21 protein-coding genes and 1 pseudogene are annotated in these 23615 nt (G+C 70.0%); 14 read left to right on the forward strand and 8 right to left on the reverse strand.

What is annotated here, in order from left to right:
- Both E1298_RS50375 and E1298_RS16195 read left to right on the forward strand, forming a co-directional pair.
- A pseudogene (locus E1298_RS50375) lies at positions 1 to 236 on the forward strand (hypothetical protein); the annotation flags it as partial.
- 49 nt (positions 237 to 285) lie between these two features.
- Complete coding sequence (locus E1298_RS16195; RefSeq protein WP_131894000.1) at positions 286 to 906, forward strand: GNAT family N-acetyltransferase; 621 nt, start codon at positions 286 to 288, stop codon at positions 904 to 906.
- 38 nt (positions 907 to 944) lie between these two features.
- Here the strand turns inward: E1298_RS16195 and E1298_RS16200 are convergent, their stop codons facing one another.
- Positions 945 to 1601, reverse strand: coding sequence for a TetR/AcrR family transcriptional regulator (locus tag E1298_RS16200; protein ID WP_131894002.1), 657 nt, complete (start codon positions 1599 to 1601; stop codon positions 945 to 947).
- Positions 1602 to 1672: 71 nt separating this feature from the next.
- Between E1298_RS16200 and E1298_RS16205 the strand changes: the two genes are divergently transcribed.
- The 3 genes from E1298_RS16205 to E1298_RS51195 all read left to right on the forward strand — a co-directional run bounded on the left by E1298_RS16205 (position 1673) and on the right by E1298_RS51195 (position 5720).
- The gene (locus E1298_RS16205) at positions 1673 to 2170 is read left to right on the forward strand and encodes an FBP domain-containing protein (RefSeq protein ID WP_131894004.1); all 498 of its coding nucleotides are present in this window, start codon (positions 1673 to 1675) and stop codon (positions 2168 to 2170) included.
- Between the two features lie 40 nt (positions 2171 to 2210).
- Positions 2211 to 3392, forward strand: a complete 1182-nt coding sequence (locus E1298_RS16210) for a GDSL-type esterase/lipase family protein (protein WP_131894006.1) — start codon at positions 2211 to 2213, stop codon at positions 3390 to 3392.
- A gap of 114 nt (positions 3393 to 3506) precedes the next feature.
- A complete protein-coding gene (locus E1298_RS51195) occupies positions 3507 to 5720 on the forward strand; it encodes an NACHT domain-containing protein (RefSeq protein ID WP_131894008.1) in 2214 nt (737 codons plus the stop codon).
- 20 nt (positions 5721 to 5740) lie between these two features.
- Here the strand turns inward: E1298_RS51195 and E1298_RS48135 are convergent, their stop codons facing one another.
- Both E1298_RS48135 and E1298_RS16220 read right to left on the reverse strand, forming a co-directional pair.
- Positions 5741 to 5893 carry a hypothetical protein gene (locus E1298_RS48135; RefSeq protein WP_165975487.1) on the reverse strand — a complete coding sequence of 51 codons (153 nt, stop codon included), beginning with the start codon at positions 5891 to 5893 and terminating at the stop codon, positions 5741 to 5743.
- Entirely contained in the window at positions 5890 to 6822 is a 933-nt protein-coding gene (locus tag E1298_RS16220; RefSeq protein ID WP_131894041.1) for an NAD-dependent epimerase/dehydratase family protein, read from the reverse strand. Before E1298_RS16220 ends, E1298_RS48135 begins: the two co-directional genes overlap by 4 nt.
- A 359-nt stretch (positions 6823 to 7181) precedes the next feature.
- Here E1298_RS16220 and E1298_RS16225 point away from each other — a divergent pair, with 359 nt between their 5' ends.
- The 4 genes from E1298_RS16225 (at position 7182) to E1298_RS16245 (ending at position 11366) form a co-directional block, all read left to right on the forward strand.
- Positions 7182 to 7532 (forward strand): VOC family protein, encoded by a 351-nt coding sequence (locus tag E1298_RS16225; protein WP_131894010.1) that lies wholly within the window; start codon positions 7182 to 7184, stop codon positions 7530 to 7532.
- Positions 7529 to 7981, forward strand: coding sequence for a pyridoxamine 5'-phosphate oxidase family protein (locus tag E1298_RS16230; RefSeq protein WP_131894012.1), 453 nt, complete (start codon positions 7529 to 7531; stop codon positions 7979 to 7981). The genes E1298_RS16225 and E1298_RS16230 overlap by 4 nt, the downstream gene beginning before the upstream one ends.
- A 153-nt stretch (positions 7982 to 8134) precedes the next feature.
- Positions 8135 to 10528, forward strand: a complete 2394-nt coding sequence (locus tag E1298_RS16235; RefSeq protein ID WP_131894014.1) for an ATP-binding cassette domain-containing protein — start codon at positions 8135 to 8137, stop codon at positions 10526 to 10528.
- A gap of 235 nt (positions 10529 to 10763) precedes the next feature.
- Positions 10764 to 11366 (forward strand): CGNR zinc finger domain-containing protein, encoded by a 603-nt coding sequence (locus E1298_RS16245; protein WP_165975488.1) that lies wholly within the window; start codon positions 10764 to 10766, stop codon positions 11364 to 11366.
- A 217-nt stretch (positions 11367 to 11583) separates the two neighbouring features.
- On the opposite strand, the gene E1298_RS16250 is transcribed toward E1298_RS16245, so the two are convergent.
- A complete protein-coding gene (locus E1298_RS16250; protein ID WP_243725616.1) occupies positions 11584 to 12174 on the reverse strand; it encodes a TetR/AcrR family transcriptional regulator in 591 nt (196 codons plus the stop codon).
- Positions 12175 to 12303: 129 nt separating this feature from the next.
- On the opposite strand from E1298_RS16250, the gene E1298_RS16255 reads away from it, so the two are divergent.
- Positions 12304 to 13323, forward strand: coding sequence for an aldo/keto reductase (locus E1298_RS16255; RefSeq protein WP_131894020.1), 1020 nt, complete (start codon positions 12304 to 12306; stop codon positions 13321 to 13323).
- 148 nt (positions 13324 to 13471) lie between these two features.
- Here E1298_RS16255 and E1298_RS16260 read toward each other — a convergent pair whose 3' ends face one another.
- Together E1298_RS16260 and E1298_RS16265 are read right to left on the reverse strand one after the other, a co-directional pair.
- Positions 13472 to 14104: a DUF4360 domain-containing protein gene (locus E1298_RS16260; protein WP_131894022.1), complete on the reverse strand. Its 633-nt coding sequence runs from the start codon at positions 14102 to 14104 to the stop codon at positions 13472 to 13474.
- A gap of 177 nt (positions 14105 to 14281) precedes the next feature.
- Positions 14282 to 14842 (reverse strand): TetR/AcrR family transcriptional regulator, encoded by a 561-nt coding sequence (locus E1298_RS16265; RefSeq protein WP_131894024.1) that lies wholly within the window; start codon positions 14840 to 14842, stop codon positions 14282 to 14284.
- A gap of 91 nt (positions 14843 to 14933) precedes the next feature.
- On the opposite strand from E1298_RS16265, the gene E1298_RS16270 reads away from it, so the two are divergent.
- The gene (locus E1298_RS16270) at positions 14934 to 16397 is read left to right on the forward strand and encodes an MDR family MFS transporter (protein WP_131894026.1); all 1464 of its coding nucleotides are present in this window, start codon (positions 14934 to 14936) and stop codon (positions 16395 to 16397) included.
- A 21-nt stretch (positions 16398 to 16418) separates the two neighbouring features.
- On the opposite strand, the gene E1298_RS16275 is transcribed toward E1298_RS16270, so the two are convergent.
- Complete coding sequence (locus E1298_RS16275; protein ID WP_131894043.1) at positions 16419 to 17342, reverse strand: NADP-dependent oxidoreductase; 924 nt, start codon at positions 17340 to 17342, stop codon at positions 16419 to 16421.
- A 296-nt stretch (positions 17343 to 17638) separates the two neighbouring features.
- Here E1298_RS16275 and pdxR point away from each other — a divergent pair, with 296 nt between their 5' ends.
- Positions 17639 to 19075, forward strand: a complete 1437-nt coding sequence (gene pdxR, locus E1298_RS16280; RefSeq protein WP_131894028.1) for a MocR-like pyridoxine biosynthesis transcription factor PdxR — start codon at positions 17639 to 17641, stop codon at positions 19073 to 19075.
- A gap of 15 nt (positions 19076 to 19090) precedes the next feature.
- Here pdxR and E1298_RS16285 read toward each other — a convergent pair whose 3' ends face one another.
- The gene (locus E1298_RS16285; protein ID WP_131894030.1) at positions 19091 to 20446 is read right to left on the reverse strand and encodes an FAD-binding oxidoreductase; all 1356 of its coding nucleotides are present in this window, start codon (positions 20444 to 20446) and stop codon (positions 19091 to 19093) included.
- Between the two features lie 401 nt (positions 20447 to 20847).
- Between E1298_RS16285 and E1298_RS16290 the strand changes: the two genes are divergently transcribed.
- Both E1298_RS16290 and E1298_RS16295 read left to right on the forward strand, forming a co-directional pair.
- Positions 20848 to 21387: a hypothetical protein gene (locus E1298_RS16290; protein WP_131894031.1), complete on the forward strand. Its 540-nt coding sequence runs from the start codon at positions 20848 to 20850 to the stop codon at positions 21385 to 21387.
- 1 nt (position 21388) lies between these two features.
- The gene (locus tag E1298_RS16295) at positions 21389 to 23605 is read left to right on the forward strand and encodes an ATP-binding protein (protein ID WP_131894033.1); all 2217 of its coding nucleotides are present in this window, start codon (positions 21389 to 21391) and stop codon (positions 23603 to 23605) included.
- Positions 23606 to 23615: the final 10 nt, after the last annotated feature.

The raw sequence follows: 23615 nt of genomic DNA on the forward strand, positions 1-23615 counted from the left end.
TTGCCAGGATCTGCCATAGCCGAAAAATAGCAGCCCCAGCTCACAGCCGTTGCCCAACAACGAAACCCACAACCTCAACTGTGGATATGTGGATACTGGAGGACACAAGCTTAACTAAATGGCATTGGCCCAAAGCATGGCGCATCCTGCGCAAGCTGCGCTGCTGCCCCTGGCGCGCGGGCCGCATCGCCAAGGCCATCCACACCCTTCAACTACGCGAGGCCACCGCCTGCTGAAAGGCTCAGTCGTGGGAGCTGGAGAGTCGTTGTGGGTTCTCCTTGGGATATGACCGCCTCGGAGCTGGTGAAAGTGTTTCTGGAGACGGAACGGCTGGTGCTCCGTTGGTTCACCGAGGCCGACGTGGACGAGCTCGTCCTGCTGGACAGCGACCCCCAGGTGATGCGTTTCCTGACCGGCGAGCCGACACCGCGCCTTGAGATCGAGGAGGAGGTGCTGCCCAGGATCCTGCGCGACTACGACCGGGGACCGGCGGGGCGCTGGGCCGCGCTTGAGCGGTCCACGGGAGAGTTTGTGGGCTGGCTCGCCCTCCAGCCGCCGGAGGACGGCAGCGTCGTGGACGTAGAACTGGGCTATCGGCTCAAGGCGTCGGTCTGGGGCCGGGGATACGCCACCGAGGGGGCGCGGGCGCTGATCCGGAAGGGATTCACCGAGCTGGGGGTGGAGCGGGTGTGGGCCCAGACCATGGCGGTCAACCTCGCTTCCCGCCGTGTGTTGGAAAAAGCCGGTCTCAGGTACGTGCGAACCTTTCATTTGCATTTTGACGATCCGCTCCCGGGCACCGAGCACGGCGAGGTCGAGTACGAGCTGCGGCGGACGGACTGGACACCTCCCCAGAGGCACGCGTCGGGGCATCCCACCCCAGGTTGCGCCGATGGGCCTTCTTGACCCCAGTGAGCGCCTCGATACCGCGTTCTGATCGGACGTCAGCGCCGGTCGGGGCCAGGTGGATCTGGGCGGACGGTCTCGACCGGACCGGCAAGACGACTCACGGCCGTGCTTCGGTCATTTTGCTGTGCGGCGGGGTGGTTTCTGAGGGCGAAATCGATGGTGTCCAGTGCCCAGGCCCAGGAGGCGTCGGTCTCCCGGGCGGTGTGGCCGAAGCTGCCCGCCGTCTCCAGGCTCACATAGCCGTGGAACATGCTGCCCAGGAAGCGCACCGCGTCGGTCTGGTCGGGTTCTGGAAGGTCGTAGCCGCGCAGGATCGCCCGCGCCATCCCGGCGTGCCTGGGCCCGGCGCTGCCGGCCGCGGTCTCTGGATCGAGCTCGAACCGGGCCGCGGCGTATCGGCCGGGGTGTTCCTTGGCGTAGGCGCGGTAGGCGTTGGCGAACGCGACCAGTGCGTCCTTGCCCGCGCGTCCGGCCAGTGCGTCGGCGACCTTGTCGGCCAGTTCCTCCAAGGCCAGCAGCGCCACCCGCACCTTCAGCTCCCGCGCGTTCTCGATGTACGCGTACAGGCTCGGGTCCTTGACGCCGAGCCTGCGCGCGACCGCGGAGACGGTCACCTTGTCGAAGCCGATCTCGTCGGCCAGTTCCGCCGCCGTCCGGGTGAGACGTTCGGCGGTGATGCCTGGGCGCGCCATGGGGCCTCCCGTCCAAACTAGGTGAATCAGTCGTTTGCCTAATTATATTAGGTGGGCTAGCCTCGCCGGACATGAAGCCAATCACTGAGAGTGACATTCGCAGGTCGTTCGTCAACTGCTCCAAGGGGGAGGCGCGGCGTCTGGACGTCCCCAAAGACCTTCAGGAGCGTCCGTGGGACGACCTGGACTTCCTCGGCTGGCGAGATCCTGGCGCCCCCGAGCGCGCCTACCTGGTCGCCGAACGCGACGGCCGTCTTCTCGGTATCGCGCTGCGGGCGGTGAACGGCACCGCGCGCGGATTCACCGCGCGCAGCATGTGCTCGCTGTGCCTGACCACGCACACCAGCGGCGGCGTGGCGCTCATGAGCGCGCGCCGTACTGGTGAGGCCGGACGCCAGGGCAACACGGTCGGGCAGTACTTCTGCGCTGACCTGGCCTGCTCTCTCTTCGTCCGAGGCAGGAAGCGGACATCCGCCGGGGGAGACTTCGACGAAACCCTCTCCGTAGACGAGAGGATCGCCCGCATCCTGGCCAACTTGAGCGCCTTCATCGACAAGGTGATCAAGTGAGCCGTGCGCCGGCCGCAAGGCATCCTGGGAGGAGGACGATATGACCGAGTGGATCACCATCCCCATCGACATGCGCATCCTGCGCGGCGCGCTTGAGCTGGAACGCACCGCCCACGGGGTGCTGCCGCACCGGCTGCCCGCAGCCGCCCGCAGGCAGTTCCCGGACGAGTCCCTGGCCAGGACCGAGGCGCAGCCCTCCGGAGTGCGGCTGTCCTTCCGCACTCGCGCCACCGCCGTGGAGCTGGACGTTCTCCCCACCAAGCGGGCCTACCAGGGCGGGCCGCCCCAGCCGGACGGCCTCTACGACCTGGTCGTCGACGGCCGCCCGGCCGGTCAGGGCAGCGTGCCCGGCGGCAACCTGACCACCATCGACATGGCCACGCAGGCCGCGGTCACCCGACCCGGCGAGCCCGGCACCCTCCGGTTCTCCGGGCTGGCGGCCGAGGTCAAGGACGTGCGGATCTGGCTGCCGCAGGTCGAGGTCACCGAGTTGATCGCGCTGCGCACCGACGCGCCCGTCGAGCCCGTCCCGGACGAGGGACGCCGGGTATGGCTGCACCACGGCAGTTCGATCAGCCACGGCTCGACCGCCGCCGGTCCGACCGCGACCTGGCCCGCGCTGGCCGCCGCCCGCGGCGGTGTGGAACTGATCAACCTGGGCTTCGGCGGCAACGCCCTGCTCGACCCGTTCACCGCGCGGGCCATCCGCGACACCCCCGCCGACCTGATCAGCCTCAAGATCGGCATCAACATCGCCAACACCGACTCGATGCGCCTGCGCACGTTCGCGCCGGCCGTGCACGGCTTCCTCGACACCGTCCGCGAGGGGCATCCCGGCACGCCGCTGCTGGTCGTCTCGCCGATCCTGTGCCCTATCCAGGAGGACACGCCCGGACCCGTCGTCCCCGATCTCCAAGCCCCGAAGCTGCTCTTTCGGGCCATCGGCGACCCGGCGGAGGCCGCGCGCGGACGGCTGACGCTCAACGTCATCCGGGAAACCCTGGCCCGCATCACCGCGCAACGCGCCACTGACGACCCCAACCTGCACTACCTCGACGGCCGCGCACTCTACGGCGAAGCCGACTACGCGGAACTGCCCCTTCCCGACGAACTCCACCCCGCTCCCGCCGGTCACCAGCGCATCGGCGAACGTTTCGCCGAGTTGGTTTTCGAGGACGAGCATGGCCCCTTCGGAGCCCTTCGTACGGAATCGTCCCCCTAGCAGGGCCGTATCGGCAGCCCGCGCGCTGCTTGGCGAGTTCAGCCTGCTCGCCCGGATGAGGCCGTTTGTGGACTTCGGCCACACGGTGCAGCGCGACAGTTCCAGGATTGCGGTATGCGGAACGGCAGGGCTTGGTGGCCGTGGCTGGCGGTCCTGGCGGCGGTGGCCGGGGTGCTGGCGTTAGCGGCGGTGACGTTCGCTCCTTTGACCGGCAGGGACGGGTTGCAGATCTCGGCGAACCGCGCCCAACTGACCGGGGGCTTCCTGCTCGCCGCTGCGGTGCCCCTCGTCTTGGCGCTGAGATGGGCCGGCCAACGCTCGCGTGAGCTGCGCGCCGAACCCACCTCCGACGCGCTGCAGGGCGCCTTGGGCACGCTGGCAGATCAGGTGGCCTGGCAGTGGAAAGAGGAGGCGCGGCTGCGGTCGCTGGGTACCCCTTTTCCGATCCCGGTGCGCTGGCGCACGCCGGCGCCGGGTGCGCACACGCCAGCGATCATGGATCACTTCGACCTCATCGACCCGGGCGGTGATGTGGGGTGGCGGGTCTCCAGCGCCGACATCGCCGTGCTGACCGACCGGTTCCGCCGCACCCCGCGACGCCGCCTGGTGATCCTGGGTGGCCCCGGCTCGGGCAAGACCACCTTGGCGCTGCAACTGCTGCGGCACCTGCTGGCCACCCGCGACCAGCACCCCGATGAACCGGTCCCGGTGCTCCTGCCGGTGGCCGACTGGGACACCGTGCAGTTCCCCCGGCTGCACGACTGGCTGGTCGACCGCCTTCGCCGGGACTACCCGGCACTGCGCTCGCCGGAACTCGGCACCGACATCGTGCGAGCCCTCACCGAGCGCGGGCACATCCTGCCCATCCTTGACGGGCTGGACGAGGTGTCCCCACCCGCCCAGGCCAAGGTGATCAGGGAGTTGAAGCGAGCCCTGGACGGCGAGGAGCAGCTCGTCCTCACCAGCCGCACCACCGAGTTCACCGCCGCGATGGACGGGGACGTGGTGAACTCCGCCGCCGTGCTGGAACCACTTCCGTTGTCCCCCGCGGTCGCCGCGGACTACCTCACCCACTGCCTGCAGCCCGCCCCCCAACCGGCCTGGCAGCAGATTCTGACCGCGCTGCGCAACACGCCCCCGGCCGGTCCAGCGGCCCGCGGGCCCGCGGCGGCGCTGGCGGACGTCGCTGCCACCCCGCTGGGGCTGTGGCTGGTACGTACCGCCTATACCGCACGCGACGCCGACCCCACCCCACTGACCGACCCGGCCCGCTTCCCGGCCGCCGCGGAGCTGCGGGCCCACCTGTTCGCCGAGGTCATTCCCCGACTTATCGAGACCCGCGACCCCAGTAAGATCCGCGGACCCAGTGGCAACCCGGCCCAGCCATTCCTCCCACGCCGCCGCCACAGCCCCGCCCAGGTGCGGCTCTGGCTCGGCTACCTGGCTCACCACCTCACCCACGCCCCCACCAGCGTCGGCGGAGGAACCCGTGACTTCGCCTGGTGGCGACTGGCCGCCACCACCCAAGCCATCACCCGCACGACCCGGATCCTCCTCGCCCTGCTCACCGCCCTTACGCTCGGGCTCGCGTTCGGGGTCCCGGTCGGGCTCGCGTTCGGGACCGTGGCCGGGCTCACCTACGGGCTGGTGGGCGGGATCATGGCCGGGCTCACAGCCGGCCTCGAAGCAGGAAAATGGGCGAAGGAATCACCCGGGCATGCCGACCCGCACATACGCCGCTCGGCTGAGATGAGCAACAACCTCGCGGGCGGGCTCACGGCCGGGCTCACGTTCGGGCTCACGGCCGGACTTGCGGGCGGCCTCACGGGCGGCCTCGCGGGCGGCCTCGCGGGCGGGTTCGCCTTCGGGCTCGTGGGCGGGCTCACGATCGGGGTTTTGCGATGGGTGGAGACATCGGCGCAGGCTGAGCACGCCACAACCCCGATGAGCAGCTGGCGCGCCGACCGGACCCTGAACCTGCTCCGCATCGCCACCAACGGACTCGCAGGCGGCCTCACGGGCGGGCTCGTCATCGGGCTCGCGGCCGGGCTCGCGTTCGGGCTCGCGGCCGAGCTCGCGTTCGGGCTCGCGGGCGGACTCACGTTCGGGCTCGGGGCCAGGCTCGCGTTCGGTACTCACCGGGCCTGGCTGGCTTATCTGGTCGCTACACGTCGGCTGGCTAAGGCCGGCCTTTTGCCTCGCCGGCTAATGCCATTCCTGGACGACTGCCACCGCCTCGGCCTCCTACGAGCGGTCGGCCCCATTTACCAGTTCCGCCATGCCGAACTCCACGACCACCTCGCCGCCACCTACCAACCACCCACCTGACCAAACACGGCACCGGTTCGTCAGTCTCGTCGACCGCCTACCGCCACCACCGTGCCCTGATACGTCCATTCCCGCGTAACGGCGTCGACACCGTCATCGGCCTCGCTCACGCTGCCCAGGATCCGGTAGGCGATCGAGAACAGCAGCGGCCGCAGCTCCTCGGTCCGGGTCAAGCCAGCCCTTCCTTGAAGCCTTGGCGCCACGAGGGGTAGCGCAGCTCCCAGCCGAGCTCCCGCTTGGCCTTGGCGTTGGAGAAGCCGCGTCCCTCGGTCATCATCGCCACCGCCACCTCCCCGGCGAGCAGCCGGGCCAGCCACTTGGGGGCCCGCATCGGCTTCTTCGCCCCCGCGCACGCGGCCAGGTAGGGCAGCCACTCGCTCGCCGGGGCCGGTTCGTCGTCGACGATGTTGAACACGCCCGCCGCCTTCTGCTCCACGGCCAGAACGGTGGCGCTCGCCGCGTCGTCCAGATGCACCCACGAGCTGTAGCCGGTTCCGCCCCCGACCAGCGGGAACTGCCGCTTGCGCACCAGCTCGACCTGGTCGTCGCTCGCGCCCGGCCCGTAGAGCCCGCCGTAGCGCATGACCGCGCCGCCGGCCTTGCCGACCACGTCCTCGATGTGACGGATCGCCTCCATCCCCGCGTGCGCCGCCGTCCCCGCGTGCAGGTCCAGCGGATCCTCCTCGGTCTTCACCCATCCGCCCTCGCGGATGCCGTTCCAGGAGGCGTAGCCCTGCGCGACGACATGGGGCACGCCGGTCGCCTCGGCCGCAGCCAGCAGGTGGTCGGTCCCCTCGGTGCGCAGCCGGACGGTGGGGGCGAACCATCGATCCATGTGCTTCATATCGGGCTTGCCGGCGTGCGCCATGGAGATCGCGGTCATCTGGTGCACGATCGCGTCCGGACGGGCGGCCGCCACCGCCTCGCCCACCGACGCCGCGTCCAGCCCGTCCATCACCACGCCATCGGCGCCCAGCCGGTCCAGCAGGTCCAGCTTGGCCGCGCTCGTCGTCGTCGCCGTCACCTGGTGGCCCCGCGCCAGGAGCCGCGGCACCAGCCGCTGCCCCAGAACCCCGGTACCGCCTGCCACGAACACCCGCATGTCCCTCACCCTCCCGATCAGAACCTGTCTCTGCCACCCGAGACGACAGGGGCCCGGCGTTTGTGACATGGGAAGGCAGTTGGCGCCTGTTGGCCGCGACGCGTCGACACGCTCATGGAGCGGCACCCGGCCGACGTCAGCCCCAAGATCGATATCATCAGGGCCCCATCGCCGGCCAGACCGATCAGGAATCGAGAAGCGCCGGTGACCGGGCCGCCCCTAGCGTGATCGCCATGGACATCACCCCGCAGACGGGCTTCCTGTCCCGCGACGGCCCGGCCGCGCGGCGATCAGGCTGTCGATCTTCGGACGTCCCGTCCGCCTCCACGCAGGACCATCCCACGACTTCAGGAGTGATCATGTCTTCCACCCAGGGGATCAAGACCGTGCTGCATCCCGTCTCCGACCTGGCGGCGTCCAAGGAGATGTACACCGCCCTGCTCGGCATTCCGCCGCAGGCCGACGCGCCCTACTACGTCGGCTACGAGGTCGAGGGCCAGCACATCGGGCTGGTGCCGGGAGGCGGGCCGCAGGGCATGACCTCACCGGTGGCCTACTGGCACGTGCCGGACATCGAGGCGAAGCTGGCCGAGGTGACCGCCGCGGGCGCCACCGTGAAGGAGGCCGCGCACGATGTCGGTGACGGCCGCCTGGTGGCCACCGTCGCCGACCGCGACGGCAACGTCCTCGGCCTGCTGCAGGACCGATGAGCCCGGCCCCCCGCTCCCGCGCCGAGCGACGCCGCGACACCGAGCACCGGCTCACCCACGACATCGATGTGTGGGTGGCCACGGCCTCGGCGGACGGCGTGCCGTACCTGGTCCCGCTGTCCTTCGACTGGGACGGCGAGGCGCTGCTGGTGGCCACGCCGGCGGACAGCCCCACCGGAAGGAACCTGGCGTCCGGCCGAATCGTCCGGCTGGCACTGGGCGGTACCCGCGACGTGTCCATGATCGAGGGCGAGGCCGAGGTCCTTGAGATCGACGCGCTGCCGCGGGAGCGGGGTGACCGGTTCGTGGCGCGCACCGGCTTCGACCCGCGCGCGCCGGCCACGCCGTACCGCTGGTTCCGCATCTCCCCGCGCCGCGTCCAGGCGTGGCGGGAGGCGGACGAGCTGGCCGGCCGCGAGCTGATGCGCGACGGCCGCTGGCTGCTCTGACGCCCCGGCCGGACGCCGCGTCGCCGGAGCCCGAAGGCCCCGCGGGCCGAAGCAGAGGAGAAGTAAAAGTACTGTTCAGAGCTGGTCAGAACGAGCCAGGCGACGCTGACGGAGACCGTGAGGGCGGTCCCGGGGGAACACGATGGAGACACGATGAGCATGGCCACCAGGACGGACACGCAGTCGCCTGCGCCGCACATTGCCGACAGCCACGACCTGATCCGCGTGCACGGCGCGCGCGTGAACAATCTCAAGGACGTCAGCGTCGAGATCCCGAAGCGCCGGCTGACGGTCTTCACCGGCGTCTCCGGCTCGGGCAAGAGCTCCCTGGTGTTCGGCACGATCGCCGCGGAGTCGCAGCGGATGATCAACGAGACGTACAGCGCCTTCGTGCAGGGCTTCATGCCGACGCTGGCGCGGCCCGAGGTCGACGTCCTCGAAGGGCTGACGACCGCGATCATCGTCGACCAGCAGCGGATGGGCGCCGACCCCCGTTCCACGGTGGGCACGGCCACCGACGCCAACGCGCTGCTGCGCATCCTGTTCAGCCGGCTCGGGCAGCCGCACATCGGCTCGCCCAACGCGTTCTCCTTCAACGTCCCCTCGGTCAGGGCGAGCGGGGCCATCACCGTCGAGCGCGGCGGCGGAAAGACCCAGACCAAGAAGGCGACCTTCACGCGCCTCGGCGGCATGTGCACGCGCTGCGAGGGACGGGGCGCGGTCACCGACTTCGACCTGTCCGCGCTGTACGACGACAGCAAGTCGCTCAATGAGGGCGCGCTGACCATCCCCGGCTACAGCATGGACGGCTGGTACGGCCGCATCTTCCGTGGCTGCGGCTTCTTCGACGCGGACAAGCCGATCCGCAAGTACACCAAGACGGAACTGCACGACCTCCTCCACAAGGAGCCGACCAAGATCAAGGTCGACGGGATCAACCTGACCTACTCGGGCCTGATCCCGGCGATCCAGAAGTCGTTCCTGTCCAAGGACGTCGACGCGATGCAGCCGCACATCCGCGCGTTCGTGGAACGGGCCGTCGTCTTCGCCACCTGCCCCGACTGCGACGGCACCCGGCTCAGCGCGGAGGCCCGGTCGTCGCGGATCGGCGGGATCAACATCGCCGACGCGTGCGCGATGCAGATCAGCGACCTGGCCGAATGGGTCCGCGGCGTCGAGGAGCCGTCGGTGGCGCCGCTGCTCACCACCTTGCGGCGGTCCCTCGACTCGTTCGTCGAGATCGGGCTGGGCTACCTCTCGCTCGACCGGCCGTCCGGCACGCTGTCGGGCGGCGAGGCGCAGCGCGTCAAGATGATCCGCCACCTCGGCTCCTCGCTCACCGACACCACCTACGTCTTCGACGAGCCCACCACGGGCCTGCACCCCCATGACATCCGGCGGATGAACGACCTGCTCCTGCGTCTGCGGGACAAGGGCAACACGGTGCTCGTCGTGGAGCACGAGCCCGAGACGATCGCGATCGCCGACCACGTCGTCGATCTCGGTCCCGCGGCCGGCACGGCGGGCGGCACCGTCTGCTTCGAGGGGACGGTCGAGGGCCTGCGGACCAGCGGCACCATCACCGGCCGCCATTTCGACGACCGGGCCGTCCTCAAGGAGACGGTGCGCAAGCCCACCGGCACGCTGGAGATCCGCGGCGCGGCGGCGCACAACCTGCGCGACGTCGACGTCGACATCCCGCTCGGGGTGTTCGTCGCCGTCACGGGTGTCGCCGGCTCCGGCAAGAGCTCGCTCGTGCACGGGTCGATCCCCGCCGGCGCGGGTGTGGTGTCGATCGACCAGAGCCCGATCCGCGGCTCGCGGCGGAGCAACCCGGCGACCTACACCGGCCTGCTCGACCCGATCCGCAAGGCGTTCGCGAAGGCCAACGGCGTGAAGCCGGCGCTGTTCAGCGCCAACTCCGAGGGCGCCTGCCCCGGCTGCAACGGCGCGGGCGTCATCTACACCGACCTGGCGATGATGGCCGGCGTCGCCACCACCTGCGAGGAGTGCGAGGGGAAGCGGTTCCAGGCATCGGTGCTGGAATACCACTTCGGCGGCCGCGACATCAGCGAGGTGCTCGCGATGTCGGTGACCGAGGCCGAGGAGTTCTTCGGCACCGGCGAGTCGCGCGTGCCGTCCGCCCACGCCATCCTCGGCCGGCTCGCCGGCGTCGGGCTCGGCTACCTCAGCCTCGGCCAGCCGCTCACCACCCTGTCCGGCGGCGAGCGGCAGCGGCTCAAGCTGGCCACCCACATGGCCGAGAAGGGCGGCGTCTACGTCCTGGACGAGCCGACCACCGGCCTGCACCTCGCCGACGTCGAGCAGCTCCTCGGCCTGCTGGACCGGCTCGTCGACTCCGGCAAGTCGGTCATCGTCATCGAGCACCACCAGGCGGTCATGGCCCACGCCGACTGGCTGATCGACCTCGGCCCCGGCGCCGGGCACGACGGCGGCCGGATCGTCTTCGAGGGCACCCCCGCCGACCTGGTCGCGGCCCGCTCCACCCTCACCGGCGAGCACCTCGCGGCCTACGTCGGCACCTGACCGGGCCGGCCTGACGACCGGTGGACGATTCCGCCCCGGGCCGTCACACGACGGCGTCGATCTCGACGAGGAACCCCAAGCCGGTGACGGCGTGGACCGTGATGGCCGGCGGCGGATCGGCCGGGTCCGATGCCTGCTGGAAGGCGGCGGAACCCTCGTCCAGCGCGTGGCATGTGCCGCCTCTTCGATGACACCGATAATAGTGGTTATGTGCGACACCGGTTATAGTGGGTTCATGCGAGCGAGCACAACCGGACGGGTGTTGCATGACCCCAAGGGCGGGTCGTTCCGGTTCGACGCCGGAGCCGTCTGCCTGGACTTCGCCCACACGGGCGGCGAGGGCCGGTACGCGGTGTTCGAATCCCTCCATGAGCCCGCCGACCTGGGCGAATGGTTGACGCAGCCGCCACTGGGCGCGGTCATGACCGTCCCGGTGACGACCGGTGAGTTGACCGCGGCCAAGGCCCTGCGCCAGGCGATCTGGGACGCTGCGCACGACCGGGCGGCGGATCGTCCCCTCACCGCCGAGGCGGTCGCGACCATCAACCGGGCCGCGGCCGAGGCGCCGCTGGCCCCCGAACTGGCCGCCGACGGCACGAACGCGGGGTGGGCGCCGCCGGTGCGGGCCACGCAGGCACTGTCGACGCTGGCGCGGGAGATGATCGAGCTGCTGTCCGGGCCGTCCTCCGAACGCATTCGCGAGTGCGCGAGCGACAACTGCCCGCTGGTGTTCGTCGACCTGTCCCGTCCCGGCGCCCGGCGCTGGTGCGCGATGGAGCGCTGCGGCAACCGCCACAAGCTCAGGGCTCTCCGCGCCCGGCGGGCCACAGAATCCTGACAGTGCCGGTGACCTGGGGGGATTCAGTGCGGCCCGGACGCCTGCGCCGTCCCCCCGGCAGGTGCGCTAACCCCCAGCCCTCGGTTTGGATGGCTTCACGCCAAGCACAGACGAGCGGCTCGACATGACGGGCACCAGCAAGCCCGGCCTACATCCGGAACGACGTTTCGGATTTGCGCGCGTGGAGCCCCGAACAATGTTCCGAAACCTGCGGCGGTCACCGCGATAGGCGCAGCCCTCCGACGAGAAGTCCGACCAGCCGACGTGCGTCGTAGCGGGGATCGCTGTCGGCGCCGATGCAGAGGTTGCCGACGCCGCGCATGAGTTCGTAGGCATCGATGTCGGAGCGGATCTCTCCGGCGGAGGCCGCGGCTTCGAGCAACCGGGCGCACACGGGCACGAGCCGGTCGATGAAGTAGGCGTGCAGAGCGTCGAAGCCGGCTTCGTCGGAACGCAGCACGGCGGCGAGTCCGTGCTTGGTGACCAGGAAGTCGACGAACAGGTTGATCCATCGCTCCAGTGCGGCGTGAGGAGTCGCACTGCTCGCCAGCAAAGCCGGACCGGCCTCGGCGCAGGCTTCCACCTGGTGCCGGTAGACGGCGATGATGAGATCCGCTCGCGTCGGGAAGTGGCGGTAGATCGTGGCCACTCCGACTCCCGCCCTGGCCGCGATGTCGCGCACCGGCGCTTCGACGCCCGAGGCCACGAAGACCGCTGCGGCGGCGTCGAGCAGGGTCCTCTCGTTGCGCCGGGCGTCGGCCCGCTTGCGAGGGGCGGTCTGCCCCGTGCACCCGTCGCTGTCGTCCACCGCGCCGTCTCCTTCACTGTCGGGCTTGCTAAACGGAACAACGTTCCCTATATTTTTCGGAACAAGGTTCCGTTTGCTCATGATGCCAGAGCAGAGGGACCGGCAACCAGACAACGGAGGAAGACGGTCATGCAATACCGCACCTTGGGCCGCACCGGTGTGCAGGTCAGCTCCCTCGTGCTCGGCGCGATGAACTTCGGCAAGATCGGGCGCACCACCCAGGACGAGGCCATCGCGATCGTCGATGCCGCTCTGGAGGGCGGGATCAACCTCATCGACACCGCCGACTGGTACAGCGGCGGCGAGTCGGAGGAGATCGTCGGCAAGGCCATCGCCGGCCGCCGCGAAGACATCGTGCTGGCCACGAAGGCGACCATGCCGATGGGGGACGAGCGCAACCATCAGGGCGGTTCCCGCCGCTGGCTGGTCACCGAGCTGGACAGCAGCCTGCGCCGTCTCGGGGTCGACCATGTCGATCTCTACCAGATCCACCGATGGGACCCGACGACCAGCGACGAGGAGACGCTCTCGGCTCTGACCGACCTCCAGCGCGCGGGAAAGATCCGCTACTTCGGCTCCTCGACCTTCCCGGCCTACCGTCTCGTCCAAGCCCAGTGGGCCGCCCGCGAGCATCGCCTGAGCCGTTACGTCACCGAACAGCCCAGCTACTCGATCCTGCAGCGCGGGATCGAGACCCACGTGCTACCCGTGACCGAGCAATACGGGCTCGGTGTGCTGGCGTGGAGCCCGCTGGCCTCGGGCTGGCTGTCCGGCGCGATCCGCGAGGGCCAGGAGATCGCCACCAACCGCTCGAAGTCCCTGCCGGAGCGCTTCGACACCTCCATTCCGTCCAACCGCGCCCGGCTCGATGCGGTCGAGCGGCTGGCGAAGGTCGCCGACGAGGCCGGTCTGACGATGATCCAGCTCGCGCTCGGTTTCGTGACCGCGCACCCGGCCGTGACCAGCGCGATCATCGGCCCCCGCACGCTGGACCACCTGCACTCCCAGCTCGCCGCCGCCGACACGGTGCTCTCCGCCGACGTCCTCGACGCCATCGACGCCATCGTCCCACCCGGCACCGACCTTGCCCCGCACGAGAAGTTCGATACTCCACCCGCCCTGCTCGACCCCTCACTACGCCGCCGCTGACCGTTCCCGCAGGCCACCAACGGCGCCCAGCACGCGCCGGAGCAGGGCGTTGCAGGCACGTCTGGCCGTCTGGTGTGGCTCCTTTACCGAAAGGCCGACGGAGACGCACCGGGCGGCGGTACGCCGCGACGTCCCGCTGTACACGCCGTCAACAGTGCTTCCAATAGAAGTGATAGGTGCTGCCCGGGTCGTTGTCGACGTCGTCCAGAACCATGTAGCTGGTCTTGGAGTTGTCGGACGTGCCGGCGTCGATCCGCATCTCGGTGGCGAGGGTGATGGTGCTGGGGCTGTCACAGGGTTTGACGGGTACTTCGGGGACATCGCTCTGATCAATGAACTGCCAATTATGAAAGTACGGGCCCTGAATCACGTGCTCGCTTCCCTTGCCCGCCGGTGCGCCGGGGTGGGAGAAGGCCGACCTCATCGAGCCGGAGGCACCGTCTTGCAGTTCGCCGTAGCCCTCCTGCTTTACCTTCATGATGCCGTAGGTGAATTCTGGCGGGTGTGAGACCTTCAGGCCGCCCGAGCAGCTCTTCCGGAAGGATCGCGGTGGCTGGTCTACGCCGGCCATCGCCCGGTAATTGCTGTAGCGGACGGTGAAGGACTCGACCCGCGAGTCGATCATCACGGTCCCTTGTGGGCAGCCCGAGCCGCTGAGGGTCGTCAGCGCGACGGAGACGCTCCCAGGCGGTGGGACGTCCGCGTCCGCGGAGGCGGGGAGGGGGGTCAGGACGAGGGCGGCACTCAGCGCCGTGATCGCCGTGTGTCCGGCGTTCATCATGACAGCCTTCCAGGGGGGATGAAGACCGTGTCGAGGCGCGGTGACGACGATCCTGGTGGGCCCGGAAATCTCCTATCATCCTAATTTTGACTCAGAAAACCCGTCAATGTTGATGCCTTTCTATTCTCATTCACATTTAACCTCGTGCCCGGTCGAGCTGCTCTGCCGCCGTCGCGGTCAGCGCACGAGGGGGAGGAAGACCGTGTCCACGATCTCTTCGAGGACGGGGTCGGGCACGGGGGCGAAGGTCACGAGGATCTCGTGGCGCAGCAGGTCGAAGGGGAGGGACTTGATGCGTTCGCTGAGGTGGTCCGGTTCGATCTCGCCGCGGCCGACGGCGCGGTCGAAGATCACGTCGGCGGTGTTCTCGCGTTCGGTGGCGAAGAGGTCGCTGGGGACGGTGCCGGTCTCCTGGTAGTAGCCGGCCAGGTGCACGTTCATGACGGTGACGAGCTGGACGCGGGTGGCGTTGATCGTCCGCATGAGGGTGAGGATGTCCTCGCGCAGGCTTCCGGTGTCGGGGACATCGACGCGGGCCCGCTCCAGGACGTGGGCGATGGTCGCGCGGACGAGTTCGTCGCGGTCGGACCAGCGGCGGTAGAGCACGGGGGGGCTGGTGCCCGCGCGCTGGACGACGGCGTCCATGGTGAACCTGGCGTAGCCGTTGGCCGTGAGCTCTTCCCAGGCCGCATCGAGGAGCGCCTTCTCCAGTGCCGCCCCGCGGCGCCGCTCGGGCATCCGCACCTCCCTTGGATAGACTTGCCTATCTTATCCTAGCGCCCTACGCTGGCAGCCGTAAGATAGGACTCTATATCTTAGGTGGCTGCTCATGAGCACTCCCAACCGGAACGGACCCCCGGCGGACCCCGACCGTATCGACCCCGCCGTGTGGCGCATGGCGTTCACCATCATCGTGGGCGCCCTCGCGGTCGTCTTCGACACCACCATCGTCAGCGTCGCCCTCAACGACCTGGCCAAGGAACTCGACGCCCCGCTGTCCACGATCCAGTGGGTGAGCACCGGCTACCTGCTGGCGATGTTCGTCACCATCCCGCTCGCAGGATGGGCCCAGTCGCGGCTCGGCGGCAAACGCCTGTGGATCGCAGCGCTGGGCGTGTTCCTGCTCGGCTCGATCCTGTCCGCGCTGGCGTGGAACGCGATCAGCCTCATCGCCTTCCGGGTCGTCCAGGGCATCGGCGGCGGCATCATGATGCCGCTCGTGGTCACGCTGATCATGCAGGCCGCCAAGGGCCGCAGCATCGGCAAGGTCATGGCCACCATCACCCTGCCCACCGCGCTCGGCCCGATCCTCGGCCCGGTCCTGGGCGGCATCATCCTGCATCTGGCCGACTGGCGCTGGCTGTTCCTGGTCAACATCCCCTTCTGCGTCGTCGGCGGCTGGCTCGCCTGGCGCAACCTGCCCGACGACCGTCCCGCACCCGACCGCCCCCGCGCTCACCTGGACATCGTCGGCCTGCTCCTGCTCTCCCCGGGCGTCGCCGCCATCATCTACGGACTGTCCCAGGTCGACGGCAGTGCGGGTTTCGACAGCGCGGAGGTGCTCGTGCCGCTGATCGGCGGCCTCGCCCTGGTCGGCGGCTTCACCGCCTGGGCAGTTCCGCGTGCCGGCGCGCTGATCAACCTGCGGCTGTTCCGCCACCGGGCGCTCGCCTCGTCCTCCGCCCTGGGCTTCCTGGCCGGGATCACCCTGTACGGGGCGATGATGCTGCTGCCGCTGTACTTCCAGCAGGTCCGCGGCGAGGACGCGCTGGGCGCCGGACTCCTGCTCATCCCGCAGGGCATCGGCGCGCTCATCGCGCGCACCCGGGCCGGCGACTACACCGACCGCTTCGGCTCCCGCTCGGTCGCCTTCGGTGGATTCGCCGTCGTCGCCGCGGCCACAGTGCCGTTCGCCTTCGCCACCGCCGACACCGGCAACGTGCTGCTCATGGCCGCACTGCTCGTCCGCGGCATCGGCATGGCCACCGCCACGATCGCGATCACCAGCGCCGCCTACGTCGGCCTGGAACACAAGGAGATCCCCGACGCCAGCATCATCGCGCGCGTCGCCCAGCAGATCGGCGGCTCGGTCGGCATCGCCGTCCTCGCCGTCATCCTCCAGCACACCGCCGACGACGCCCACAGCCTGGACGCCTTGGCCGACGGCTTCGGCGACGCCTTCTGGTGGTCGGTGGCCTTCACCGCCGTCGCCGTCCCGCTGAGCCTGCTCCTGCCCGGCCGTCCCAAGCCACTGGTCCCGGCCGACAAGGCCGAAGTCGAAAGCGCCGTCTAGGACGTGTCTTTCCGCGCAGAGTCACGCACGGCCCTGCCGGCCGACCAGCAGCACGAGCTTCCCGCGCACGTGACCGTCCTCACTGACGCGGTGCGCCTCGGCGATCTCGGCGAGCGGGAAGGTCCGCGCGACCGGCAGGGAGAAGCGCCCGGCCTCGATCAGCTCACCGACCTCGGCGAGCGCGTGGACCGCGCGGCCGGTGTCCCCCCGGCTGAACGCCACCCCGTGCTCCTGCGCGCCATCGACGTCGGCGACCGTCACGACGTGCTCCGGGCCGCCGGCGAGCTCGATGAGCTCGGGCAGTACGCCGCTCCCGGCGACGTCGAGCGCCACGTCGACGCCGTCAGGCGCGACCGCGCGGACCCGCTCGACGAGACCCGCGCCGTAGGCGACGGGCTCGGCGCCCAGCGAGCGCAGGTAATCGTGGTTGGCAGGACTGGCGGTGCCGATCACGCGTGCGCCGCGCGCCACGGCGAGCTGGACGGCGGCGCTGCCGACCCCGCCGGACGCGCCGTTGACCAGCAGCGCGCTCCCGGCCTTCACACCGAGCGCGTTCAAGCTGCGCGTGGCCGTCTCCAGCGCGACGGGCAGGCCGGCGGCCTCGGTGAAGCCGATCGACGGCGGGATCGGCGCGTAGTCGGACAGCAGCGCCAGCTCGGCAGCGCCCGCGCCCGTGCTGCCGGGGGAGAAGCCGAACACCCGATCACCGATGGCGACGTCCGTGACGCCCTCACCGACCTCGTCGACGACGCCCGCCACCTCGCGGCCCGTCGTCTGCGGAAGCTCCCCGCCCATCAGGCCCTTGCGCAGCTTCCAGTCGGACGGATTGACGCCCACCGCTTGCACCGCGACCCGGACCTGGCCGGGCCCCGCGTGCGGATCCGGGAGATCCACGATCTCAAGGACCTCCGGGCCCCCGAACCGGCTGAAACGGGCTGCCTTCATCATTTGCTCCGATCTCCGAGCCCGGGATGTCGCGCTTGGTGCGCGGTCGCCATCAGAACTGTCCTGCCCAGTGATCGGTGGCGTAGTCACGCAGGTCATCGAGTACTTGGTCACCGTCCGGGTCGCCGAAGCGCGGGGGAGACGCGCCGCGAGGTCGTTGCCGAAGTTCTTGACCTGGCTAGCGTGCCAGTATCCGTGCCCCTGGGCAGGAGCTCATCTGGACGTTTCGCCGCCGAGGAGACCGGCAGGTCACTCAGCCTGGCCGGAATCGGTACAGGCCGATAAGGTCCGATCCCGTGGGCCGATCGAGGACCAATTCAGGGCCGGCCGAGGATCTGCTCATCGAGCTGAACCGCGACGCCGGGGTGCCGCTGCACCGGCAGATCGAGGCGTCCATCCGCGCGAGCATCCGGGCCGGCCGGCTGCGGGCGGACGCGTCGCTGCCGCCCACCCGCACCCTCGCGGCCGGTCTCGGGGTTTCCCGCGGGGTGGTCGTGGAGGCTTATCAGCAGCTCGTCGCCGAGGGGTACCTCGCCAGCCGATCGGGCGGCTACACCCGGGTCGCCGCGTCGATGCCACCGGCCGCCGGCGCGGCCGCCGCGGCTTCGGTGGCGCCGCCGTCCGCGCGCGGAGCCGGGTTCAAGGTCGACTTCGGGTACGGGCGCACCGATGTGTCGCAGTTCCCGCGGGCCGCCTGGCTGCGCTCGGTCCGTACCGTCCTCACCACCACGCCCAACGACCGGTTCGCCTACCTTGACGGACGCGGCGTGCCGGAACTGCGCGAGGCCCTGTGCGACTACCTCAACCGGGTGCGCGGCACATCGTCCGTCCCGGGGAACGTGGTGGTCTGCAACGGCTACGGGCAGGGCATCTCGCTGCTGATCCAAGTGCTCGTCAAGCACGGCGCCAGGCGGATCGCTCTGGAAGACCCGTCGTCCAACGACGACGCGCGGGTGCTGGCCGGAGCCGCCGGTCTGGACGTGGTCGGCATCCCGGTGGGTCCGGACGGCGTTCAGGTCGAAGCGCTCCATCGGGCCGACGCCGACGCGGTCGTCCTCACGCCGTCGCACCAGTGGCCGACCGGGGGAGTGCTGTCGGCCGCGGCGAGGGCCGAGGTGATCCGCTGGGCGAGGCGCCGCGGCGCGATCGTGGTCGAGGACGACTACGACGCGGAGTACCGCTACGACCGGTCGCCGGTGGGCGCGATGCAGGGCCTGGCGCCCGATCATGTCGTCTACTGCGGTACGGCCAGCAAGACGCTCGCGCCGGGGCTGCGGCTCGGCTGGCTGGTCCTGCCTCCCCGGCTGGTCGCCGACGTCGCCGCGGCGAAGTTGCTCGCCGACCGCGGTTCGCCGGTCATCGACCAGTTGACGTTCGCCGACTTCCTCGCGCGCGGCGAGTTCGACCGCCACCTGCGCCGGATGCGTCCGGTGTACCGCCGCCGCCGCGACGCGCTGCTGGACGCCCTGCGCGCCCACCTGCCCGATCTGGAACCGGCCGGGGTCGCCGCCGGGCAGCACGTGGTCGCCTGGCTCCCGCCCGACCTCGACGAGGCGGCGGTGGTGGCGGCCGCCGCCCGGCACGGGCTCGGCATCCACGGCCTCGGCCCGTTCCGGATCGCGGGCCCCGGGCCGGGCGGCCTCATCTTCGGCTACGCCATCCTCGGCGAGCCCGCCATCGCCGAGGGGGTCGCGCTGCTGGCGACGGCCGTCCGGGAGGTACGGGGGCTCTGATCCGCGCATGCGCATTCAGTGTGCCGGGCGGATGTTCTGGTTCAGGTGGAACACATTGGACGGGTCGTACGCGGTCTTCACCGCGGTCAGCCGGGCCAGCTTCGCGGGCGAGTACGCCCGCCGTACGCCGCGCTGTCCATCGGCCAGTTCGTCGGCCGTCAGCGAGTTGACGTACACCCCGCTCGCGTACGGCTCAAGCGACGCACCGGCGGCGCGGGCGGCGCCCATCCTGGCGTCGTCCTCGGACGGGTCGGTCCAGCGGGAGCCGGCACCGAACTCGAACATCGTGCCGCGGTGGCTGAACGCCGCGTCCGCTTCCGGGACGTCGGCGATCGCGCCGCCGTGCGCCTGCAGGCCGACGCCCGGCAGGTTCGGGTTCGCGCTCAGGTCGGTGCCCCCGCGCAGCAGGAACGCCTCGATCGCCGCGGTCGGGAATCGCCGCAGATAGTGCCCCTTGGAATAGCGGCGGTAGGCGTGACCGCCGGTGGAGTCGTCGCGTTGCTGGAGTTCGAGGTACGACGGTGTGGTGACGCGCGACGCGACGGGACGGCCGAGCGCCCGCATCGCGGGGAGCAGCCGGCGGCCCACGGCCGGATCGCCGACCCACACGAATCCCAGCGTGGCAATCGGACCGGCGGGACCGCTGTCGACACTGGCGGTGAACGTCGCCTGCCGGGGCGCGACGGCGTTCAGGTCGCGCCAGCCCTCGATGACCGGGACGGCGTCCTCGGCGCGGAAGTCGAACTCGGCGACCAGCGTCCGCGTGCCGGTGCGATGCAGCCGGAACTCGAACTCGGTGACGACGCCGAAGTTGCCACCGCCACCGCGCAGGCCCCAGAACAGGTCGGGGTTCTCGGTGCGGCTCGCGGTCACCACGCCCCCCTCGGCGGTGACCACCGTGTAGGACACGACGTTGTCGCAGGCCAGGCCGTACTGGCGGGCCAGCCAGCCCATGCCGCCGCCGAGCGTGAGCCCACCGACGCCGGTGTGCGAGACGTTGCCGGCGGTGGTGGCCAGGCCGTACGCCTGGGCCGCCCGGTCCAGCGCGCCGAGCAGCGCGCCGCCCTGCACCCGTGCCCGGCGACGGACCGGGTCGATCCGCACGCCGCCCATGGGTGCCAGGTCGATCATGAGGCCGCCGTCGGGCACGGCGAAGCCGGCGGCGTTGTGGCCGCCGCACCGCACGCCGATCTCCAGGTCCAGGTCCCGGGCCGTCCGCACGGCGGCGACCACGTCGGCGACGCCCGCCGCGCGGACGATCATGCGTGGACGCCGGTCGATCATGGCGTTCCAGACGGTGCGGGCGGTGTCGTAGCCGGCGTCGCCGGGCGTGAGGAGCCGGCCGTCGAAGCGGGTCGCTGTCGTTGTCATGTGATTCAGCCTGACAGGAATCGGTACACGCGATGGAGTCCGATCCTGCGGCCCGATTGAGGACCAATTCAGGGTCGGCCGAGGCTCTGCCCATCGGACGACGCCGTCCCGTGCCGCCGCGCAGTTCCCCGGAGCGCAGCACCCGCCATTCGGCCCGATGCCTGGGTGAGCCTGCCGCCCGTCGGAGTTCGAGCGGCGTTCGCTCCGCTCCTCCCGGACGTTGACATGCAACGTGACCGCCGCCGAACCGCGTGCTGACGTGGGAGAAGTTGTCGTGAAGTCTTGCGGAACCTGAGGCGTATTGTCATAGTGTACGTACATACGTGATCAAGCTGGGCGCTCGGTCCGGCCTCGCCGCCTCGCGAGGTGTGGGGAGAGCTCTTCGACGCGAAGGGTGCACTTTGAAGGGCGGACGCTGGCTTGCTCGCGGCGCGACGGCGGTTGCCGCCGTTGTCGCTCTGGCGGGATGTGGCCTCACCAACCTGGACGAGCTGAATTTCCGCGTTGACGATCGGTTGCACTTCGTCGGCCCCAAGGCCCGGTCGACGGTGAAGTCCCCGGTCACCGTCACCTGGACGATGGACGGCGACTTCCGGATCGCGGCGAAGGGCAGCGAGCCGCCGTCCCGCGGCGCCGGCCACTTCGCGATCTTCGTCGATCAGACGCCCATCAAACCCGGCCACACGATGGAGGACGTGGCCAAGGGCGACTCGCTCTGCGAGGGGGCGCCGAACTGCCCGAACGAGGCCTACCTGACCAACCACCACGTGTACACCACGACGAAGAAGTCGTTCCAGATCCCATCGATTCCGAATCGACCCGGGAGCAAGGAGGAATTGCAACCGCACACCATCACGATCGTGTTGATGGACACCTCCGGACGTCGCATCGGCGAGTCGGCCTGGGAGCTCGACGTCCGTATCAAGAAGGTCGGTTTCTGACGTGTCACGCAGAGTACACACAGGGGACCAGTCCGCGAGTGAAGAGGCGGCTCTCACGGTCGTCGAGCAGACGAGCGCGGCACTGCGGGAGAAGGCCCGGGCCACGCTGGGTGTCACCGGCGACGAGAACACCGAGAGCTTCCGGGCGCTGGTCCGCAAGCACGATCTGCGCTACTACCCGGTCGTCGCCCTGGGCCTGCTGTTCGCCACTGGCGCTTTCCAGAGTTACGCGTTCACGGTCCTCACACCGGAGATCAGCCGCACAATGGGGATCTCCATCGCGGCCATCGTCGGAGCGCGCGCGCTGTTCCAGATGGCGATCGCGGTCGCACCGCTGCCCATTGCGCGGCTGTCCCAGTTCCGGGCCCGGCGAGCGATGCTCTGCATCGTCACCGGGATCGTGTGGAGCGCCATCACGCTGACGACCGGATTCGTCACCTCGCTGGTGGCGCTGATCCTCATACTTTGCCTTGACGGGCTCACCACAGGGTCGGTCGGTGCCCTGCACGCGCCGCTCATCGTCGACAGCTACCCTCCGGCCGCGCGGGTGCGCGCGCTGACGGCCTACACCGCGATCGGCGCCTTCGGCCAGGCGCTCGCGCCCCTTCTGGTGGGCATTCTCGCCTCCGTCGCCGGCCTCAGTTGGCGCGGCGTCTTCCTGGCCCTGGGAATCGCCTCGCTCCTGATGACCCTCTGCGCCATCAGGCTGCGCGATCCGGGTTATGGGAAGTGGGACACCGAGCAGCTGCGTGCCAGCGTGCATCAGGAGCACGGCGAGGCGACGGATTCGCTGTCCTCCGAGGACGTCGCGCTCGGGTTCTGGGAGATCTGCCGCCGCGTCCTCCTCATCCCCACCAACAGGAGGGTCTACGCCGGATTCGCGGTGTACGGAGTGCTCACCGTGCCGCTCGGCACCTTTATCTCGGTGTTCCTCGACGAGCGGTGGAATCTCGGGCCGGGGCAACGCGGTCTGTTCTTCTCGATGTTCTTCGGGATCGGCGTCGTCGCCCTGGCCGCCTACGGAAGCCGCGGCGAGAAGCAGTTCCGCGCCTCGCCCGCGCGCGTGCTCCGCGCCGCCGGTCTCCTCCTGGCGGGGACGGTCGTCTTCATCGCGTTGGGCGGGCTGATGCCGGCATTGGCGCCGATGGTGATCTGCTTCGGAATCGCCGGGGCGTGCATCGGGCTCCTGCAGCCGATGCTCGGCATCTCGCTGCTCTCCATCGTCCCCTCGCACATGCGGCCGCACGCGCAGGCCCTTGCCGGGATCTTCGTCGCGATCGGCGGCACGGCCGGCGCCGTGCTTCTCGCCGGCGTCCAGGACCAGTTCGGGATCGGCGGCACGATGGTCGCCATCGCCATCCCCGGTGTGCTCGGCGCGTTCATCATCTCCAGTGCCGGCAGGCTCATCGAGGACGACCTCGACCGGATGATCGACGAGGTGGTCGAGGACGAGGAGATCCACCGGATCAAGCGCAGCGGCGGGCACCTGCCGATGCTGTCCTGCCGCGGCGTCGACTTCTCCTACGGCCCGCTGCAGGTCCTCTTCGACGCGAACTTCACCATCGAGGACGGCGAGATGGTGGCGCTGCTCGGTGTCAACGGTGCCGGCAAGTCGACGTTGCTCAAGGTCATCTCCGGGATCGGCCTGCCCACCGCGGGCAGCGTCCGCTACCGCGGGCAGGAGATCACCTACCTCGACGCCGAACGCCGCATGAAGCTGGGCATCACGCAGATCCCCGGCGGACGCGCGGTCTTCGGGCCGATGACCGTCGTGGAGAACCTGCGCAGCTACGGCTACACGATGGCCAGGGACCGCGGATCGGTCGACCGGGGGATCCAGACGTGCTTCGAGGCGTTCCCGCGTCTGTACGAGCGCCGCAACTCCCTCGCCTCGACGTTGTCCGGTGGCGAGCAGCAGATGCTCGGGCTGTCCAAGGCGCTGATGCTCCGTCCGCGGCTGCTCCTCATCGACGAGCTCTCGCTGGGCCTGGCCCCGGTGGTCGTCGGCCGGCTCCTCGACATGGTGCGGCGGATCAACGCCGACGGCACCGCCGTGGTGCTGGTCGAGCAGTCGGTGAACATCGCGCTGAACCTCGTTGACCACGCGTACTTCATGGAAAAGGGCGAGATGCGTTTCGACGGCCGCGCTGATGAACTGCTGGCCCGCGACGACCTGCTGCGCGCGGTCTTCCTCCAGGGCGCGGGAGCGGCGCAGTGACCGCGCGGTC

Source organism: Actinomadura rubrisoli (genome assembly GCF_004349215.1).
Classification (GTDB): Bacteria; Actinomycetota; Actinomycetes; order Streptosporangiales; family Streptosporangiaceae; genus Spirillospora; species Spirillospora rubrisoli.

Coding starts and splice junctions, on each gene's coding strand:
- E1298_RS16195 (WP_131894000.1), top strand. CDS start 286: ATGACCGCCTCGGAGCTGGTGAAAGTGTTTCTGGAGACGGAACGGCTG.
- E1298_RS16200 (WP_131894002.1), bottom strand. CDS start 1,601: ATGGCGCGCCCAGGCATCACCGCCGAACGTCTCACCCGGACGGCGGCG.
- E1298_RS16205 (WP_131894004.1), top strand. CDS start 1,673: ATGAAGCCAATCACTGAGAGTGACATTCGCAGGTCGTTCGTCAACTGC.
- E1298_RS16210 (WP_131894006.1), top strand. CDS start 2,211: ATGACCGAGTGGATCACCATCCCCATCGACATGCGCATCCTGCGCGGC.
- E1298_RS51195 (WP_131894008.1), top strand. CDS start 3,507: ATGCGGAACGGCAGGGCTTGGTGGCCGTGGCTGGCGGTCCTGGCGGCG.
- E1298_RS16220 (WP_131894041.1), bottom strand. CDS start 6,822: ATGCGGGTGTTCGTGGCAGGCGGTACCGGGGTTCTGGGGCAGCGGCTG.
- E1298_RS16225 (WP_131894010.1), top strand. CDS start 7,182: ATGTCTTCCACCCAGGGGATCAAGACCGTGCTGCATCCCGTCTCCGAC.
- E1298_RS16230 (WP_131894012.1), top strand. CDS start 7,529: ATGAGCCCGGCCCCCCGCTCCCGCGCCGAGCGACGCCGCGACACCGAG.
- E1298_RS16235 (WP_131894014.1), top strand. CDS start 8,135: ATGAGCATGGCCACCAGGACGGACACGCAGTCGCCTGCGCCGCACATT.
- E1298_RS16245 (WP_165975488.1), top strand. CDS start 10,764: ATGCGAGCGAGCACAACCGGACGGGTGTTGCATGACCCCAAGGGCGGG.
- E1298_RS16255 (WP_131894020.1), top strand. CDS start 12,304: ATGCAATACCGCACCTTGGGCCGCACCGGTGTGCAGGTCAGCTCCCTC.
- E1298_RS16260 (WP_131894022.1), bottom strand. CDS start 14,104: ATGATGAACGCCGGACACACGGCGATCACGGCGCTGAGTGCCGCCCTC.
- E1298_RS16265 (WP_131894024.1), bottom strand. CDS start 14,842: ATGCCCGAGCGGCGCCGCGGGGCGGCACTGGAGAAGGCGCTCCTCGAT.
- E1298_RS16270 (WP_131894026.1), top strand. CDS start 14,934: ATGAGCACTCCCAACCGGAACGGACCCCCGGCGGACCCCGACCGTATC.
- E1298_RS16275 (WP_131894043.1), bottom strand. CDS start 17,342: ATGAAGGCAGCCCGTTTCAGCCGGTTCGGGGGCCCGGAGGTCCTTGAG.
- E1298_RS16285 (WP_131894030.1), bottom strand. CDS start 20,446: ATGACAACGACAGCGACCCGCTTCGACGGCCGGCTCCTCACGCCCGGC.